Origin of the sequence: Aeromonas sp. R2-2 (genome assembly GCF_040908355.1) — a bacterium.
Classification (GTDB): Bacteria; Pseudomonadota; Gammaproteobacteria; order Enterobacterales; family Aeromonadaceae; genus Aeromonas; species Aeromonas veronii.
The window spans coordinates 1-17,089 of sequence record NZ_JBFODQ010000087.1 but is presented as its reverse complement, the minus strand read 5'-3'; the positions used below and the strand labels follow the sequence as shown (position 1 = coordinate 17,089).

The window sequence follows — 17,089 nt, the reverse complement described above, 5'->3', positions numbered from 1 at the left end:
AGGGTGAACCGAGCGGCGCGAGGCGGCGCTCACCAGCGGATTGGCGAGCAGGGTCTTAAGGGTTGTATCGCTCAAGGTGCCCTTGTTGCCCGCCACCCCCTTGGGGGCGGTGACATAGAGATCGGCGGCCAGACGCTGGCCGAGCCAGATCTCCACGCTTGAGCGAAAACTCGACACCATGACCCCGATGCCGATGGCCGCCGCGATGGCCAGCTGCAACGCCATCACCGCGATGGCGGTGCGGTCGAGGTGATAGAGGGTCTCGGCCACCCCGAGCCGGGCGGTGAGGGGGCCGCTCGCGCGCCGTCGCAACCAGCCAAGCAGGCCGCGCAGGGCATCGGGCAGCCAGAGCGCCATGGCCAGCAGCCAGCCTCCGGCGATAAAGAGGGCGCCGGTCAAACCGGTTTGCGGCAACCACAGGCACAGAGCGCACAGCAGCAAGATGGCGATGGCCAGCACGCGCCGTCGCCACGGGTGAGCGGGAGGACGGCTGCTTCCCGCTCGCAGTTCGAGGGGGGATTGGCGCAGCAGTTGCCACCAGCCGGGCAGGTTGGCGGCCAGTGTGCCGAGCAGCCCGATCAACAGCGCCTTGAGCAGGCTCACAGGGGAGAGGCGCAACAAATCGATGGGGTTGGGCCCATAGAGATCGGCCAGCGCCTGGGTCAGTTGCCCCATCAGCACCAGCGCCAACAGGCTGCCGAGCAGCACCCCGAGCAGGGTGCCGATGGTGGCGAGAATAAGTAGCTCCAGGATGAGCCAGCGCAGCACCCGGCTTGGCCCCATTCCCAGAATGATCAACTGGGCCAGCTGGGGGCGGCGCACGCTCTGGACAAATCGCTGGGCGTTGAACACCAGAAACAGTCCCACCGCCATGGCGAGCAATGACAGTGCCGTCAGGTTAAGGGCCAGCGCATCGCCAAGCTGGCTGGCATCGAGCGCCGGGCTGATGGGTTCAAGCCACAAGGGCTGGTTCGGGTAACGGGTGTGCAGAGTGGCCTGCAGGGTACGAGCCTCAGCGTCACTTAGTTTGAAGACGATGCGATCGAGCCGACCCGCTTTGCCCAGCAGCGGCTGGGCGAGGCCGATATCGGTTATCAGCAGTCGCTCCATGGGCACGGCGCCCGGTTCAAACGTGCCCGCCAGCGTCAAGGTCAGGGGTCGGGCGCTGGCGCCATCGCTGCCGCCCAATACAAAACGGCGGCTCTGGCCCGCTTGCCAGCCAAGGCGAGCTGCCTCGGGGGTAGCCAGCCAGATGCTGTCGGCGCGGTTGAGGGAAAAGTCGGGTTCGCTTGCGGGTTGGGCGCCAAACAGCTGGCGCAGGGGGCCGGGGTTGAAGAGATCCATTCCCAGTAGTTGAAAGCTGCGCCCCTCTTCATCCTTGAGCCAGCCATGGAGCTGGGGCATGGCATCGAGGGCGGGCTGGCTGGTCACCAGCTGCACATAAAGCTGCTCATCCAGCCCGCCAATGGGGGCCAGCCGGTAGTTGGCTTCCCCTGCCAGCTGGCTGCGGGCGGCGACGAAGTTGGTGCGGGCACTGTGATTGAGCAGCTCGATGGCCACCACCAGCGAGACCCCCAATACCAGTCCGGCCAGACTCATCAGCAGCAACCAGGGGTGGCTGCGATAGAGGCGCAGCAGCGCTTTGAGTGGCAGCATCAGCGTGCTTCCGGCAGATGCAGTCGCTGTTTAGTCATGGCGGGGCCCCTTGAGTTCGATAAGTTGCCCCCCTTCGAGGCGCAGCACCCTGTCGGCCAGCGCGGCATAGGCCGGGTTGTGGCTCACCAGTAGCAAGCCTGCGCCAGTGTCGCGCACCGCGGCGATCATTAACTCCATCACCTGTTCGGCATTGTGCTCATCGAGGCTGCCGGTGGGCTCGTCGGCGAGCAGCCAACCGGGTTGATGGATAAGGGCGCGGGCCAGCGCTACCCGCTGACGCTGACCGCCGGAGAGCTGCTCCGGCCAGGCATGGCGCTTGTGGCTCATATCGAGCCGTTGCAGCAACTGGTCAATCTTTGTCTCATCCGGTGGCAGCCCGTTGATGGCCAGAGGCAGGGCCAGATTCTCGGCCACGTTCAGGGTCGGCAGCAGGTTGAAATCCTGATAGACGATACCGAAATGGCGGCCCCGCAGGCGCGCCCGCTCGTCGGGGGAGCGGGTGTCGATCCGGGTCTCCCCAAGCCAGATCTCACCCTCGTCCGGTGCAATCAGCCCGGCGATCAGATTGAGCAGGGTGGACTTGCCACAGCCGCTTTGGCCCAGCAGCAGAGTGATCTCGCCAGCGGGGAGGGCGAGATCGAGATGGTGGAACAGCGGCAGTCGTTCACTGCCGTTATCGAAGCTCTTGCAGAGGTTGCGCAGGGTCAGCATGGGTTAACCGTTTGATGGTCAATGGCTTTCATCATGCTTGGTACGCTAGCACGGCCAGCATTGATCAACACCCCTTACGGTTGATCAAGAGTGCCAGTTAGTGATCAAGGCGGCAAAAGAGCAGTGGATCCTCGCTGGATCCCGCTTGCCCGAGGTGGTTAGAATAGGGGCTTCCATGGGTCACAGGATGAGCAAGGATGTTACACAAGCAAGTCAGTTTTATCATCGATAGCAAGGGCAACAAGCAGGCTGCCGTCGTCCCCATCGAGATCTACAACGAGCTGATGACCCTGCAAAAGGCACTCTCCGACAACCGGCCGGGGGAGCGCGAGCTCTACCACTTCAACGGCAAGGGGGCCGAGGCCCACGGTTATCCGGTGGGCAAGCGGCAAAATCCGGGCTTTATGGTGCTGGCCGGTTCCACCGCCAATGGCGAGGATGCCGCCTCTTTGCGTGAAGCGGTGATCGAGCTGCGTCACGAACTGCTGGAGAAGGGGGTCATAGTGCCCCGCAGTCAGGGCGGCTTTGTCTTTACCGCCGATCAGCTGTTCAACAGCCCGAGTCTGGCCGCCAGTCTGGTGGCGGGCAATAACCGCAGCGGTCTGGATGCCTGGCAAAACAGCGCAGGCTATACCCTCAAGCAGTCGGGTTTTGGCAAGAAATAATCCCGCGTTTCGACAGCAAACCAATTAAGCGTTAATTGACCTGGATGAATTTTTCTTTTCATCCAGGTGCTAGCATCATTGCCAGACGGTTCTAAAAGGAAGAGACCATGTCTGCGCTTACCCCAGTTATTTTGCTGCTGTCCCTGTTTATCCCTCCCGCCCATGCCAGTAGTGGCCCTGTTCTGTTGACATCCTCCTCAATCGGACTTTTTTGTGTCGGATTGTTTGTGTTGGCCTATGCCCTGGTGATGGCTGAAGAGTATCTGCAACTGCGCAAGTCCAAACCCGTGCTGGTGGCCGCCGGGGTGATCTGGATCCTGATCGGTATCGCCTATGCACAGCAGGGGATGAGCCCTGTCGCCGAGCAGGCATTTCGCCATACCCTGCTGGAATATGCCGAGCTGATGCTGTTCCTGCTGGTGGCGATGACCTATATCAACGCCATGGAAGATCGGCGGCTGTTCGATGCCCTGCGCGCCTGGCTGGTGCGATCCGGCTTTCACCTGCGCACCCTGTTCTGGTTGACCGGTGGGCTTGCTTTTTGTATCTCGCCGGTGGCAGACAACCTGACCACTGCGCTATTGATGTGCGCTGTGGTGTTGAAGGTGGCCAACGGTGATCGGCGTTTTGTCAATCTTGCCTGCATCAACATAGTGATCGCCGCCAACGCCGGAGGGGCGTTCAGTCCCTTTGGCGATATCACCACCCTGATGGTGTGGCAGGCGGGCAAGGTGCAATTTGGCCAGTTCTTCACCCTGCTTATTCCCTCCCTGCTCAATTTTCTGGTCCCGGCCATCCTGATGAGCCTGATGGTGCCGCGTCATGTGCCGGAGGCTGATAACGAGGTGGTCGATCTCAAGCGGGGGGCCCGCCGCATCGTCGCACTGTTCTTGCTGACCATCATCACGGCGGTGCTATGCCACAGTTTCCTCCATCTGCCGCCCGTACTGGGCATGATGCTGGGGCTCGGTTATCTGCAGTTTTTCGGCTTCTATTTGCGCAAGTCGCTGCCGCGATCCCTTGCCCGCAAGCGTGCGCTCTATGAACGCAATGGTGATGAGGTACGGTTGCGCAGTCTGGGTTCTGTGGTGCCATTTGATGTGTTCAACAAGGTGGCCAAGGCGGAGTGGGATACCCTGCTCTTCTTCTACGGGGTGGTGATGTGTGTCGGTGGGCTGGGCTTTATGGGGTATCTGGAGCTGGTATCACACTGGTTGTATGACGCTGGGGATCCCACCATGGCCAACATCTTCATCGGGGTCTTGTCCTCCGTCATCGACAACATTCCCGTGATGTTTGCCGTGCTCTCGATGAACCCGGATATGGCGCTGGGGCAGTGGCTGCTGGTGACCCTGACCGCCGGGGTGGGCGGCAGCCTGCTCTCCATCGGCTCTGCGGCCGGGGTGGCCCTGATGGGACAGGCCCACGGCATGTATACCTTCTTTGGCCACCTGAAGTGGCTGCCTGCCATCTTGCTCGGTTATCTGGTGAGCATAGGGGCGCACCTCTGGCTCAACAGTGCCCAGTTCTGAACGTCTGGGCGCCAATATGAAAAGAGGCTTCCGTTGATGGAAGCCTCTTTCGTTTTTCTGAGCGGGGGGAGGGGGTTCAATCGCCTCGCTTGCCGGTCAGCAGCCAGTAACTCAGAGTCGAACCCACCCCGCAGCAGGCGATGGCAATGGCCATGGGCAGCGGCGAGTGGGGCGGATTGAGGTTGACCAGAATGCCGACCAGGGCGCCGATGCCAAAGCGCAGGGTGCCCGCCAGTGCCGAGGCGGTGCCCGCAGATTGCGGGAAGTGACCCATCAGGCCGGTCATGGCGTTGGCGCCCACCAGACTGATATGGCCGACAAACAGTACCACCGGAATGACGATGCCCCACAGACCGCCGGTCTGGCTCCAGGCGTTGTAGACCAGCAGGGCGCCCGCGCAGGGCAGCACCAGCAGACCGTATTGCAGCATCCGCTCGGCGCCTACCCCTTTCACCAGTCGGCTGTTGACGAAGGTGACTACCATCATCAGCAGGATATTGAGGCCAAACAGCCAGCCGTAGTGCTCGGTCGGCACCTTGAAGTACTCGATATAGACGTAAGGGGAGCCGCTTAAGAAAGCGAACATGCCGGAGCTGGAGAGGGAGCCGCACAGCACATAGCCCATGGCGCCGCGATGGGAGAGCACCCCCCAGTAGTTCTTGAGGATCTGGCCCAGATTAAGGGGCTGACGGTGCTCAGGTTTCAGGGTCTCCTGAATTTTCCACTGCATCACCAGACAGATCAGCAGGCTGATCCCCACCAGCAGCCAGAAGATCACCCGCCAGTCGGCGTGGGCACTGATATAGCCGCCCACTACGGGCGCCACCAGCGGCGCCAGCGTCATCACCAGAATGACGAACGACATGGCGCGGGAAAACGCATCCTTCTCGAACAGATCGCGCAGCAGGGCATTGACCACCACAGAGCCCGCCGCGCCGCCCGCCGCTTGCAACATCCGATAGGCCAGCAATTCGGGCAGGGAGTCCGCCATGGCGCAGCCTACCGAGGCGATGGCAAACATGATGAGCCCCGCCAGGATCACCGGCTTGCGGCCATAGCTGTCGGCCAGCGGGCCGTAGAAGAGTTGGCCGATGGCAAAGCCGCCCAGAAAGGCGCTGATGGTGAGCTGGGCACCGTCGATGCTGGTGGCCAGATCCCGGGCGATGGCTGGAATGGCGGGCAGATACATATCCACCGCCAGCGGGGTCAGACCCGCCAGGGCACCCAGCAGGATAAACAGAAAACGGGGGGAGAGGGCGGCAGCCTGAGCTGTTGGCGATTGGGGCATAGGGTATCCGCTGATGAACCTTGGTTGAAAAAGGGAGAAGGGCGAGTCTATCAGGTTTGCCCCCGCTCGGCATGACGTTCCTGCCCCCTCAAAAGGGGGAGGTGCTCGGCCGCTCAGGCACCTTGGGAATCACGCTTGCGGTCATGGGGGCGCGCTGCGCGGATCACCCCCCCCAGCCAGAGCAGCCAGGCCAGCGACGAGATGGCGTACCCGAGCCGCTCCGGCCAGCGGGCAGTGAGGGTAAAGGTGAGGCTGTGTTGTCCGGCGGGCACCCAGACCTGCACCAGCCCGTTGCGGGTGCTGCTGACGCTCAGCGGCAGGCGCTGGTCGAGCCTTGCCTGCCAGCCCGGGTAATCAAACTGGTGCAGGACCAGCTTGGCGGGTGCCGGGGCATCCACCGTCAATTCGATATGACGAGGCTGCCAGCGCTGGATCTGCCAGTTCACCCCCTGATGGTCGCTGGTGATGGCGGGCTGGAATTCCTCTTTCCAGGCCAGCAGGGTGGGGGCAAACATGCCGCGTGGCACCTGCTTTGGTCGGTATTCGCGGGCGCTGCGCTTGCTGTCGAACTCCCCGTCGAGCTGACTCTTTACGGGAGCCTGGGTGAGCGGCGCCTCGCGTACATAGAGTCCCTGCGAGAGCAGGGTGAGGGCAAGCAGTAACCACCAGACCCACTGCCACGGGCGATAGGTGGGGGTACCCAGCGCCACCACGGCGACGGTAGCGATGACCAGCAGCAAATTGAGGCGCCAGGGAAATTGCACCAGTTGCAACGGAGTGAGCAGGCGCCACAGGGGCTCGCTTGGAGGCAGCATCATCAGAAAGCTCAGGGTGCCAATGACCCCCCAGAGCAGCAACTCGGGATGGCGCGGCTCGCGGGCGGTAGCCCAAGCTACCAGCAGCAGAGCCAGGGTGAGCAGCGTCAGCCAGGCGAGATGGCCGCGAAAGCGCCAGTCATCACGGCTTTGGGGCAAACGATCGAGAAAGTTGCGCTGAAATTCGAACATGCCGGTGCGCATCTGCTCCATGGAGATCCCCCCCTGATCGAGCAGGGCGGGCAGCAGCAACAGGCTGGCCATCGCCAATCCCCAGAGCTGGCCCAGCAGGGTGCCAATGAGCGGGGAGGCGGTGACAGGGACACTGACAAGCGCTGTGCTCCCCTTGTAGCGCCAGACCAGTAGCAGGCTGCGCAGGGTGAGCAAGCCCAGAATGAGCAGGGTGCTTGGTAGATGGGAAAGCGTCAGCATGGAGACGGCCAGTGCGAGCAGCAGTAGTGCAAAGGGGGCGCCGCGGCAGAGGCGATCCTGCGCCAGTAGTGCCAGCGGCGCCCAGACGAAGGCCCAGCTCTCCGCCAGGGCAAAGCGGGCGTAGATATCGATGGCCAGATGATAGGGCAGCGCCATATAGAGCAGACTGGCCGCCAGCGCCCGTCCGTGGCCGGCAAAGGGACGCAACCAGAGATAGGCAAACAGGCCGGAGAGCCAGAGTGCCACGCTGCTGCTCCAGAGCAGCGGCGTCAATGCCTCGTGGGCCAGTGGGGTGGGGCCGGCGAACAGGGCGCTCACATAGTAGGGCAGGGGGGGATAGAAGAAAAAGACCGGGCTGCCGAAGGCGCCGTTCATCTCCATCAACCAGCGCGGATAGAGTTCACCTTGCCACAGTTGCACGGCAAAGAAGTGACCGGAGAGCAGGTGGTGAAACAGATCATGGCCCTGACTGCCGCCGCGCAGCCAGAATGGTAGCAACAGGAGGGCACAGGCCCCGGTCAGCACCGACAAAACCCACAGCCACTCTCTGGTTACACGCATAAGGAGACTCGTCTGTTATGGATGCGCTGTGAGTGTACCCGAGTTGTTCCCCTCTTTTTTAGTTGTTTTGGCGGTTTTTTGTGCTCTTTCTATGTTTCTTGTCACTTTCCCCATGGGGTGTCTGCAGCGAGGGAATGGCGAGCCAGAGGCCGGGCTCGGCGGCAAAGCGCGGGGCAAACCAGTGCTGGCGCACCACAGTGGACATTTCACTCGCGGCGATGGGACGGCGACTGAGGCGACAGGCTCCTTGAGAGAGCGCAAGCGCCGCATCCCCCTTGTACCAGCCGTCCGTGACCGGCAGAGCTGTGGTCTCCCGCAGCAACCTTACCCCCCACTGGGTCACCAGCGCCGGGCACGCTTTTTCTGCCTGTTTTGCCGCTTGCACTATGGCGGGCGGACGGGGCAGGGTAAAGGTCACGCCGAGCAGCAGCAATCCGGCGACCGCGACCACCCACTCGCCACGGCGCGGCAGCCAGCCTGCCAGCAGCACAATACCGAGCAGGGTGATGGGCGCCAGATGGCGGGGATTGTCAGGGTTCTGGCCAAACAGGGTCCAGAGCAGTAGGACAAGCCAATAGAGTGTCCAGAGCGGGGGGAGGGCGGCAGGGTGGTTTTTTGATCTTTGCCAAAGCGGCAGCACCAGCAATGCCCCGATCAACAGCGGCCAAAGCGGGGTCAGCTGATCGTCGAAGGTGCGCGCCCAGCTGAGCAGCCGATCGCCGTGGGCCGCCGCCGTGTTGCCCCACAGGGTAAAGTGGCCGTCGGTAAAGCGCCGCCCCTCGCTGAAATAGGCCCAGCCATCGGCCTGCCAGACAAACAGCAGGCTGGTGAGCCCAACCAGTGCGATGGGGAGCACAAACCTGACGCGCGTTCCATCCTGCGCCAGCCCGAGCCACAGGGGCAGCAGGGCCAACACGAAGTAGGAGGGGCGCAGTGCCAGCATAAGGCCCAGCAGCAGACCCGCCAGCGCAATTCTGCGCTGCTGCAAGGCCAGCAGCGACCCGAGCCAGGCGGCGAGCGCTGGCCCGTCCGAGAGGCTGGAGAGCGCCAGCGTCGGGGTGAGCGGCAGGGCCAATACCAGCAGCCAGACTGGGGCGAGCAGGCTTGGCCGTTGCCACAATCTGACCGCCAGCAAGGCGGCGAACGGCGCTAGTAAATTGCTACCCAAGAGGCTTGCCCACTGCACCGCCTGGGCCGGATCGTCTACCGCCAGATTGATCAGCCGCGCCAGCCAGATAAAGGCGGGGTAGCCCGGAAAGTGGGGGGAGAATTCCAGCACGCTAAAGCGCGTCACCCCGTGGGTGAAATTGAGAGCATCGTCGGAATCGAGGGACACCGGGAAGGCCAGCAGCCAGCCAAGCCAGGCCAGTTGCAGCAGAATGAGCAGCCAAATGGTGGTGGAGCAGGGGGAAGGCCAACGCCGGGCCATTACCTTACCCCTCATCCCCAGCCCTTCTCCCGCAAGGGGAGAAGGGGGCGAACCGGCGTTCGGGTGCATTTATCGGCAGGCCGTGCGTAGGGTGGGTAGAGCGCAGCGAAACCCACCGTGTGTCACAGCGAGGTGGCGCAATGATTGGCAGGTTGCCATCAAAGCGGCGCCAGCACGGCCATCAGCGCTTTTTCTGCATCGCTAAAGGCAGCGGCATCGGCGGGCTTGGCGCCCACCCCGAATACCCCCGGGTTGCCGATGGCATCCAGCACCTTGGCCAGCGCCTGTTCGGCCGCCTTGCGATCCCCCTCGCTAAGGGAGGGGAGGATCAAGTCGAGGAAGCGCTTGCTCTTGACCACCAGCACCTTGGCAGTCTGGTAGTCGCCAAGGTTCTGGCTGGCCCCTTCGAGACGGCGCTCGATCTCCGCCTTGTAGGCGCGATTGAGCAGGGCGGCGGTTGCTGCGGCGTCTTTGGCCTTGATGGCTGCGGCCAGTGGCGCTTGCAGCTCCACCTTGTGGTGCTGTTCCAGATAGGTCAGCTCCTCGGCAATTTCGCTCAAGGTGGCGCTGGCATCCTTGCCGTCAGTGGCGGCGCCCAGCAGCGCTTCGCGTGCATCGATCAGTGGCTCCTTGCCGGCGGCGGCGTAGGAGTAAGCTTGCGCCTGCCCGCTCAGGGCCAGCAGCAGGGTGAGGGCGAGTAAACCCGGGCGGATGGTCATCCTGTTCTCCTTACTTATGCCAATGGCGCGGCACTCAGGCCACGCTCTGGGTTTCAATCACGGTGTTTTCGTTGCGATGGTTAAAGATGGCGTGGCGTCTGTCCACCCCGTCGATCACCATGTCGGCGGCCATCATCCCCATCTCCATGGCGGTGTCGGTGAAGATGTAGCGGAATGTTCCCTGACGGCCGGTCATGATGAGGTTACTGATCGGCATTAGCGCCTTGATGGCTTCGTTACGACGGGCCTGATAGCCGAGATCCATCAGCGGATAGGCGTATTCGCTACGCGCTTCAAAAGTTTCATCGCCAAGCTTGGCGGTATCGACACCGAGGCTCGCGAGATCGGCGGTAACCCGACCGCGCAGATCAGAGAGCGGCGCCTGCCAGGTGGCATCCCCCGGATTGCAGGGGATCTCCAGCATCACCGAGGTCTGGCCCTGGGGCGCCATAAAGGGGCTGCGCCGGCGCGGCTCCTGCAGGCGGGTCGCCAGAATATGGGGGTCGGAGAGGTACTGCCAGGTGTTGTCCGACAGGTTCTCTGTTTTAAGCGGCATATTGACGAAGCGAAGCGACCGGTAGTGCAGATCGCACGGCAAGCCCAGATGCTGGCAGGTGAGCGGCAGCGGCAGGGTAGAGATCACCTGATCAAATTGCTCGCTCTGCTCAACGTCATCTTGTTTCCAATACACCCGTTCGATGCGGCCATCGGCCTGCTCAAGGCGGGTGATGGTGGCGCCAGTTTTGAGCTCAACCCCTTCGGCAACCAGCCGCTCCCCCAGAGTGGTGAAGATCTGGCCGAAGCCATATTTGGGGTAGCGATATTTGCGGGCATAGGTGCGCACTGAGATACTGCCGTTACGTCTTGGCAGCAGGCGGCGCGCCACGTCTTTGAGATCGATCAGGCTGATGCGCTGACCGGCCCAGTCTGCGGAGAGTTTGTCCGGGTTGATGCCCCACAGCTTAGCCGTGTAGCCCTCGAAGAACTGGCGGTAGAGGGTGCGACCGAAGTGGCTCTGGATCCACTCGGCAAAGCTCGCCTTGGCGAAATCGTCCGGCTTCTTGGCAAAAGGCAACAGCAGCAAGTCTTTCACCGCACCGGCCATCAGGGCGAGCGGCGCTGTTTTTAGCAGGTTGGGCAGGTTCAAGGGGTAGTCATAGGTGCGCCCGCCAAAGCGGATCACGCTCTTGCGTTCGGCGTGGAGCAGATCGTCCCCCATCAGCTCGTCGATAAAGGCGAGCAGCTCGGGGTTTTTGGTGATAAAGCGGTGACCGCCGTAGTCGAAGCGATACTCCCCATCGCGTCCCTTGAAGGTCTGGGTGGCGCACATGCCGCCGACCACCGGCTCCTGCTCGAACAGGGTGACTGCAAAACCGGCACGGCGCAGGCGCCAGGCCGCCATCAAACCGGCGGGGCCAGCACCCAGCACCGCAATGCTTTTCTTGTTGTTATCGCTCATGACCTATTCCGAAACTGCTTGATAGATAAGGGAAGCGCGCCAAGGCGCGGCTCCCGAATGGTGTTGTTACCCCGTGGCCTTGTTGCCACAGGGCGTGCGGGCTCAGCCCTTGCTGGATGCTGCGCTCACCTGCGGGCGATAGCTGCGCTGCCAGAGGGTAACGAAGATCGCCAGATAGAGGGCCCAGGTCAGCAGCTGCAAGCCAGCGGGTGAGGCATTGTAGCCAAACAGGGCGCGCAGGAAGGTACCAAATACTCCCTGATCGTCGAGAATGTGGCTGATGTCGAACACCGGCGTGGTCCAGAAGGTGATGATCTCTGCCGCTTGCAACATGTTGACGGCGGACGACAGCAGGCCTGCGGCGATGATGATTATAAGCAGGCCGGTCCAGCGGAAGAAAGGCGCCAGCGCCACCTTGCGGGTGGAGCGCAGCAGCCCCCACACCAGCGCGATGGAGACCAGCAGCCCCGCCAGCGCGCCCATCAGGCCGGATTGCAGATCGACCCCTTGCCCGGAGTAGAGCAGGGCGGAGAAGAAGAGCACGGTTTCAAACCCTTCGCGCATCACAGCAAGGAAGGCGAGCAGCACCAGACCAAACAGGTTGCCGCCATCAATGGCCGCATCGATACGCGCCGTCATGGCTCCCACCTGGGATTTAGCCTGCTTTTGCATCCAGATTGCCATATAGGTGAGCACCAAGGTGGCGAAGATGAGGATCCCCGCCATCAAGAGGTGGTTGTAGCGCTCGCTCTCGAACTGGCTCACCACCACCTGGAACAGGAAGGCGACGATCAGGGAGGCGACAAGGCCGAGCCCCACCCCCAGATAGATGAATTTGTTGTAGCGGCTCGCCCCCAGCTTGGCGAGGTAGGAGAGGCAGATGCCGACCAGCAGGAAGGCTTCCAGCCCCTCGCGCAGAGTAATGAGAAAACTTGCAAACATCAGGATTGAGGCTCCGTAGCGGGCGTGACGGGGAGAGGCTGCAATGTAAGTTGCAACCGATTTAGCTGCACTATGGGTGGCTCCGGCAAGCTCGGCTCGGCGGCGCGCACCGCATCATTGACCCACTTGGGGTAGGTGCGGAAATTGAGTTTGATATCGGTCTTGAAGGGCCCTTGGGCTTCTGCGGGCAGCGGCCAGACTTCATCCCGCCAGCCATCGGCCGGAATGCGGGTATCTTCCAGCAGTTTGGCGTAGCGCCAGAACTTGAGCCCCACCGGCTTGCCCTCGGCATCGCCGAATACTTTGCGAAACAGTCGCGCATCTTCAGGGACTGCACCATCCACCGGCTGGCCGCTGGCAAGCACCACCTTGCCACCTGTGTCGGTGACGGTCAGCTCCAGCCAGAGTTCACGAAAATCGGCCACCCCGGTGGGCAGGGCATGGCCTGCGCCGGTATTGGCGACCCGCACCACCAGTTGCTGGTTCTTATCTGCAGCCTGTTCGATACGGGCGGAGAGGGTAGCGCTGGAGCGCAGCAGCGCCAGACTCTCCTGCTCAAGGTCGGGATTTCGCAGCCCCACCAGCTGGTGCTGGGCGCCGGTAAAGTTGTGGCGATAGAGCCGCTCCTTCATGGTGCCGTTTTCGGTGGACTGGCCCGCCACCGGCGCGCCGCCATTGCCCGGCTCCGGGTTCATATGGCAGTCGATGCAGGTACGCCGTTTGGCAGGATCCTCGGCCTTGGCGAAGCTGGATTTTTCCCACTCGTCCCAGGTGTTGACGATATTGGCGCCTGTGCCCGGGGCAAACTCGTTGTGGCACGACTTGCACAGGGCCGCATCGCGGTAGAAATCCTTCTGGTAGGAGGCTTTGTGGGCTGCCGGACGGGCATTGATCTGCCGCTCGGCCAGCCAGTGCTGGAGGCTGCCGCCCGAGGCATCCTCGAACACATAGCTCTCGCGGTCTTTCAAATTCACGGTAAAGGCGCTGTTGCCGCCCGCATCTTCTACCTTGGTGATGCGATGGCAGAGCACGCAGCCGGTCCCTTCCTCCACCACAGGTTCGCCCGCTTTGTGAGCGGCAATCAGCGAGGCGCCACCCTGCTCGAACATATGGGAGCCCTTGGGCAGATCCAGCTGGCCGGTCATCACCTGCTGGGGCATATGGCAGCCCTGGCACCACTGACCGAACGCTTCCCCTTCGGTTTCGCGGGCCAGCGCCTGCACCACCTTGTAGTAGGGGTGGGAGTTGCCCATCAGTCGGTGGTTGCTCTCGCTCCAGTCCTTGAACGCCTGTTGGTGGCAGTTCTGGCAGGAGGCGGAGTTGAGCCACTCCTTCGGGTGGGTAGTCGGCGCCTTGGCGGGATCCGTGCGCGGGGCATCGAGTCGCAGCCAGTTGGCGAGATAGGGGAGGTTGCCATCGGCGGTGACGAAGGCGTGCAGATCTTCCATCATCGCCTTCACCTCGGGCTGGGGCTTGGCGGGGTCAACTGCCTCGGCCCCATCGCGGGTGTCATGGCCCATGCCGCCTTGGGTCTGCTGGGTCATGCGCAGGTATTCGCCGACAAAATCCCCCGCCACCATGTTGGTGAGGTTGGCGTGGCCGTTGATGGCGTTGTCGCCGCTCTTCTGGCGATGGGCAGCCATCAGATAGCGGTTGGTGAAATTGAACCCGTCCAGATGGCAGGAGTTGCAGCTCATCCAGTTGTCTCCCGCCATGGGGAAGCGTGAGTTTGCGGCGGTGTTACCTAGGTTAAACAGCCGCTCGCCACGTTTGAGCGGTTCGGGGCGCGGATCTGTTTCTACCAGTTCGGCGAAGTGGGGCGCATCGACGGTGACCCGGGCAAACGGGCCGCTGCCACCACTATTGAGGCGGGTAAGATCCTGCCCCATGGCATTGTGCACCAGAATATGGTCGCCATCGATCAACAGATCCCGCGGATTCTGGCCCGGCAGGTGACGCAAGAGCTGGGTCGCCTTGGCGCCCCCCTGAAACTTCTTGCGGCGGTGACGGTTGTTGTTGGACTTGCCGCTGCGGGAGAGATCAAACACCAACAGATCTTCCGAGCCCGCCAGGGTCAGATAGACCCGCTTGCCGTCGGCGGCAAAGCGCGCCGCGAACGGGTTAGAGACGATCTGGCTGCGGTTGCCGACGCTGGGCAGATTGATCTGCAAAAAGAGCTGCTTTCTTTCATCGACCCGCTCTTTCTCCTCATCGAGATCGATGATGGAGACGGCCGGAAAGACGGTGCTCTGAAACTGGAAGGGGTGGCTGAAGCTCCACAGTACATGGGGCAACCAGGCCTCGCTGCCATCGGGGGAGAGGGCGATGCCATCGAGCAGGCGCGGCAATCCCTGGGAGTCGCTCGGCGTGTCGCTATGGGTCTCGGCCAGGGTAATGAGCTTGGGCTTGGGAAGCGAAGATCCCTTGGCGCCGTGGCCAAGCTTGGCGAGATCATAGATGGCGAGCTGGCCTGTCATGGCGTGGGTGAGCAGCAGGCGATCGTCGTTGGTCAAGGCCAGCCCGCGCGGGGTCTCGGCGGTTTCTGCATCCAGCTTGAGGTTGCCCGCGCTGTCGTAAGCCTGCAGACGAGCTGATTCGAACAGCGTGACCCAGAACCACTGCCGCTTGGTATCGAAGATGACCCCATAGGGGCGATTACCGGTGGGGATCGCCTTTTCCAGATCGAGATCATCATCCAGCAACAGCAGGCGATCACCGCTGTAGTCAGTGACCAGCAGGGTGCCGTCATCGGCGCGGGCAAGCTGGCGCAGATCGCCCCCCAGCTGCACCTCTTTGAGCCGCTTGCCGCTATCGCGCTCAAGCAGGGTGACGGAACCTGCGCTCAGGTTGGCGGTGACGAGGCGCGGGGCGCTTCCCTCCTCATAGGCAAGCATCCCGGCGCCCATCTGCTGGGCCAACGCGAAGGGGCTGGCCAGCAGCAGGACGAGGGCCAGCAGGGGTGACAAATATGCAGAGAACGATGACTTCAACATGGGGTCAGGAGCGCCATTTCAAGATGGTCCAGCGCCAGGCGTGGCGCAGCACCAGAGGAGTTAACGCCAATGCGCTCAACCAGTGGGCCCAGCTGGCGAGGTTGCCCATGGCATCGCCCGGGGTGCCGTGCAGCACCAGCAGCAGGCCGCTGGCCAGACAGATCAGCAGCAGGGCTTCAATAATCCGCCCCGTGGTGCGTAAAAAGGGTTTGTTGCTGCGGTTCAACAAGCTGCGATGGGAGAGCCAGAAGGCGCCAAACAGCAGGGGAAACAGGGTGAGCGAGAGCATCACATGGAAAAACAGATTCCAGCGCGCCAGCGACCAGAGCGGGGTCAGCGGTTCCCACAGCAGCAGGCCGGAGAAGAACATCAGATAGAGGGTGCCCTCGGCGGCCTGATGGTGGTAGGCCAGCCACTGCCAGAATTGTCGGGGTGAGAGAGAAAGGCTTGTCATAAAGGCTCCAGCACCCGGGCGGGGCAGCCCGGGGGGAGCAAGTTTATAACGCAGTAAGAGTAATGAAAAGTGTTATCAATTGTATTGCTGGTGAATCAAGGCTGAACGAGCACAGTGATCAAGCTCGACTATTTATGCTCCGCCATCCGCTCGGTCACCGCATAGATGAGTGCGGCCAGCGAGAAGGCGAGAAACACCACCACGGACCACTTCATATCGACTTCATTGATGATGCCATCTTCGAGGAAGGCTTTGAGCACCTCCACTCCGGCGATCGTGACCAGCGAGTTGATGACGATGAGCTTGAGGGAGGCAAAGTTGATCTTGCTAAGCCAGTTGCTGCTAAGGGAGGCGCGCTGCTCTTCCGTCTGGATAAATTGCACATAGCCACAGATGGCGACCAGGATCAGCATCTGGGCCACCAGTATAAAGTCCACCAGAGTCAGCACGCCGGTAATGAGATCCAGATAGGGGATCTCGAAAATGTTTACAGAAAGCTGATAGAGCTGCATGGCAAACTTCACCATCAGCAATACCACGCAGATGAGAATGCCAATGTAGAAGGGGAACATCATCAATCTGCTGCCATTGAGCATGAAATTGAATCGACGCATGAGAACTCCGATGTTGGGAACAGGGGTAAATAGAGTGAGTATGGCGCGAGCAGCCCGCAACGTTGCAAGGCTGTGGGGGCTCATTATGCCGGGTCGCCCCCTGCCTGCGCCTATAAAAAAATAAAAAGCCATCATAAAAAATAAAACCGCATCCCGCTGTCTTATTTGTGATTTTTGTCCCGTCCTGAATATGGTTTACACCTTTCCCCCCAATAAATGGAGAACCCGATGGGACAAGGTGTGAAACGGACACAGCGCGATTACTCGCTGACTTTTAAACTGGCGCTGGTCGAGCAGATTGAAAAAGGCGAGCTCACCTACAAACAGGCTCAGGTGCGTTATGGCATTCAGGGCCGCTCCACCGTTCTGGTATGGTTGCGTAAACATGGTCGGCAAGATTGGAGCCAGGGGGCTTCTGTTCGTGCCGGCAGGAGCATCACCATGCTTGACCCCGACAACCAGACGCCCGAGCAGCGTATCAAGGAACTCGAGCAACAGCTGGCGCTGATGAGCCAGAAATCCCAGTTCTTTGAAGCCGTCGTCGATGTACTGAAGAATGACTACGGCGTCTCCATCGTAAAAAAGCGACCCGGCAAGCCCTCTCGCAGCGGCAAGTCGAGAGACTGACCATTGTCAGGGCTTGCCTGTTTCTGGGGATAAGCCGGCAGGCTTACTACAAGCGCAATCGGGTCGCCGACGAGCGCCATGATCAGGGATTGCAGGTGGTGCGCTTCGTGCGTCAGGTTCGACTGCGACAACCTCGGGTCGGCACTCGCAAGCTGCATTATCTGCTGCAGGGTCAGGATGATGACGGGCTCA

Annotated in this window: 13 protein-coding genes and 1 pseudogene; 3 read left to right on the top strand and 11 right to left on the bottom strand. The window is 61.7% G+C overall.

Annotated features, from left to right (window positions below; genetic code table 11):
• On the bottom strand, positions 1 to 1,656 hold a 1,656-nt coding region (locus AB5Z09_RS18415; RefSeq protein ID WP_368195952.1), incomplete at its 3' end, for an FtsX-like permease family protein.
• A gap of 30 nt (positions 1,657 to 1,686) precedes the next feature.
• Positions 1,687 to 2,367, bottom strand: a complete 681-nt coding sequence (locus AB5Z09_RS18410; RefSeq protein ID WP_128835890.1) for an ABC transporter ATP-binding protein — start codon at positions 2,365 to 2,367, stop codon at positions 1,687 to 1,689.
• Positions 2,368 to 2,564: 197 nt separating this feature from the next.
• Between AB5Z09_RS18410 and AB5Z09_RS18405 the strand changes: the two genes are divergently transcribed.
• Positions 2,565 to 3,032 (top strand): DUF4357 domain-containing protein, encoded by a 468-nt coding sequence (locus AB5Z09_RS18405; RefSeq protein WP_005333716.1) that lies wholly within the window; start codon positions 2,565 to 2,567, stop codon positions 3,030 to 3,032.
• Positions 3,033 to 3,139: 107 nt separating this feature from the next.
• Entirely contained in the window at positions 3,140 to 4,564 is a 1,425-nt protein-coding gene (nhaD, locus tag AB5Z09_RS18400; RefSeq protein ID WP_058060016.1) for a sodium:proton antiporter NhaD, read from the top strand.
• A 76-nt stretch (positions 4,565 to 4,640) separates the two neighbouring features.
• Here the strand turns inward: nhaD and AB5Z09_RS18395 are convergent, their stop codons facing one another.
• The 9 genes from AB5Z09_RS18395 to AB5Z09_RS18355 form a co-directional block, all read right to left on the bottom strand.
• A complete protein-coding gene (locus AB5Z09_RS18395; RefSeq protein ID WP_005352704.1) occupies positions 4,641 to 5,852 on the bottom strand; it encodes a Bcr/CflA family multidrug efflux MFS transporter in 1,212 nt (403 codons plus the stop codon).
• 113 nt (positions 5,853 to 5,965) lie between these two features.
• Positions 5,966 to 7,660 carry a hypothetical protein gene (locus tag AB5Z09_RS18390; protein WP_368195951.1) on the bottom strand — a complete coding sequence of 565 codons (1,695 nt, stop codon included), beginning with the start codon at positions 7,658 to 7,660 and terminating at the stop codon, positions 5,966 to 5,968.
• A 58-nt stretch (positions 7,661 to 7,718) separates the two neighbouring features.
• Positions 7,719 to 9,089 carry a hypothetical protein gene (locus tag AB5Z09_RS18385; protein ID WP_368195950.1) on the bottom strand — a complete coding sequence of 457 codons (1,371 nt, stop codon included), beginning with the start codon at positions 9,087 to 9,089 and terminating at the stop codon, positions 7,719 to 7,721.
• A 158-nt stretch (positions 9,090 to 9,247) separates the two neighbouring features.
• Entirely contained in the window at positions 9,248 to 9,808 is a 561-nt protein-coding gene (locus AB5Z09_RS18380; RefSeq protein ID WP_214455093.1) for a hypothetical protein, read from the bottom strand.
• 34 nt (positions 9,809 to 9,842) lie between these two features.
• Positions 9,843 to 11,267 (bottom strand): NAD(P)/FAD-dependent oxidoreductase, encoded by a 1,425-nt coding sequence (locus tag AB5Z09_RS18375; protein WP_182962858.1) that lies wholly within the window; start codon positions 11,265 to 11,267, stop codon positions 9,843 to 9,845.
• A 102-nt stretch (positions 11,268 to 11,369) separates the two neighbouring features.
• Entirely contained in the window at positions 11,370 to 12,209 is an 840-nt protein-coding gene (locus AB5Z09_RS18370) for an FTR1 family protein (RefSeq protein WP_182962857.1), read from the bottom strand.
• Entirely contained in the window at positions 12,209 to 15,202 is a 2,994-nt protein-coding gene (locus tag AB5Z09_RS18365) for a YncE family protein (protein WP_368195949.1), read from the bottom strand. The genes AB5Z09_RS18370 and AB5Z09_RS18365 overlap by 1 nt, the downstream gene beginning before the upstream one ends.
• A 4-nt stretch (positions 15,203 to 15,206) precedes the next feature.
• A complete protein-coding gene (locus AB5Z09_RS18360; RefSeq protein ID WP_005352687.1) occupies positions 15,207 to 15,656 on the bottom strand; it encodes a hypothetical protein in 450 nt (149 codons plus the stop codon).
• 128 nt (positions 15,657 to 15,784) lie between these two features.
• On the bottom strand, positions 15,785 to 16,270 hold the full coding sequence (locus tag AB5Z09_RS18355; protein ID WP_005333692.1) for a YqhA family protein: 486 nt from the start codon (positions 16,268 to 16,270) through the stop codon (positions 15,785 to 15,787).
• Between the two features lie 228 nt (positions 16,271 to 16,498).
• On the opposite strand from AB5Z09_RS18355, the pseudogene AB5Z09_RS18350 reads away from it, so the two are divergent.
• Positions 16,499 to 17,089: pseudogene (locus AB5Z09_RS18350) on the top strand (IS3 family transposase); the annotation flags it as partial.

What these genes read in the sequence shown, in the direction of transcription:
- AB5Z09_RS18375 (WP_182962858.1), bottom strand. Translation starts at nt 11,267, where the DNA reads ATGAGCGATAACAACAAGAAAAGCATTGCGGTGCTGGGTGCTGGCCCC.
- AB5Z09_RS18405 (WP_005333716.1), top strand. Translation starts at nt 2,565, where the DNA reads ATGTTACACAAGCAAGTCAGTTTTATCATCGATAGCAAGGGCAACAAG.
- AB5Z09_RS18395 (WP_005352704.1), bottom strand. Translation starts at nt 5,852, where the DNA reads ATGCCCCAATCGCCAACAGCTCAGGCTGCCGCCCTCTCCCCCCGTTTT.
- AB5Z09_RS18380 (WP_214455093.1), bottom strand. Translation starts at nt 9,808, where the DNA reads ATGACCATCCGCCCGGGTTTACTCGCCCTCACCCTGCTGCTGGCCCTG.
- AB5Z09_RS18370 (WP_182962857.1), bottom strand. Translation starts at nt 12,209, where the DNA reads ATGTTTGCAAGTTTTCTCATTACTCTGCGCGAGGGGCTGGAAGCCTTC.
- AB5Z09_RS18410 (WP_128835890.1), bottom strand. Translation starts at nt 2,367, where the DNA reads ATGCTGACCCTGCGCAACCTCTGCAAGAGCTTCGATAACGGCAGTGAA.
- AB5Z09_RS18360 (WP_005352687.1), bottom strand. Translation starts at nt 15,656, where the DNA reads ATGACAAGCCTTTCTCTCTCACCCCGACAATTCTGGCAGTGGCTGGCC.
- AB5Z09_RS18390 (WP_368195951.1), bottom strand. Translation starts at nt 7,660, where the DNA reads ATGCGTGTAACCAGAGAGTGGCTGTGGGTTTTGTCGGTGCTGACCGGG.
- AB5Z09_RS18365 (WP_368195949.1), bottom strand. Translation starts at nt 15,202, where the DNA reads ATGTTGAAGTCATCGTTCTCTGCATATTTGTCACCCCTGCTGGCCCTC.
- AB5Z09_RS18385 (WP_368195950.1), bottom strand. Translation starts at nt 9,089, where the DNA reads ATGGCCCGGCGTTGGCCTTCCCCCTGCTCCACCACCATTTGGCTGCTC.
- nhaD (WP_058060016.1), top strand. Translation starts at nt 3,140, where the DNA reads ATGTCTGCGCTTACCCCAGTTATTTTGCTGCTGTCCCTGTTTATCCCT.
- AB5Z09_RS18355 (WP_005333692.1), bottom strand. Translation starts at nt 16,270, where the DNA reads ATGCGTCGATTCAATTTCATGCTCAATGGCAGCAGATTGATGATGTTC.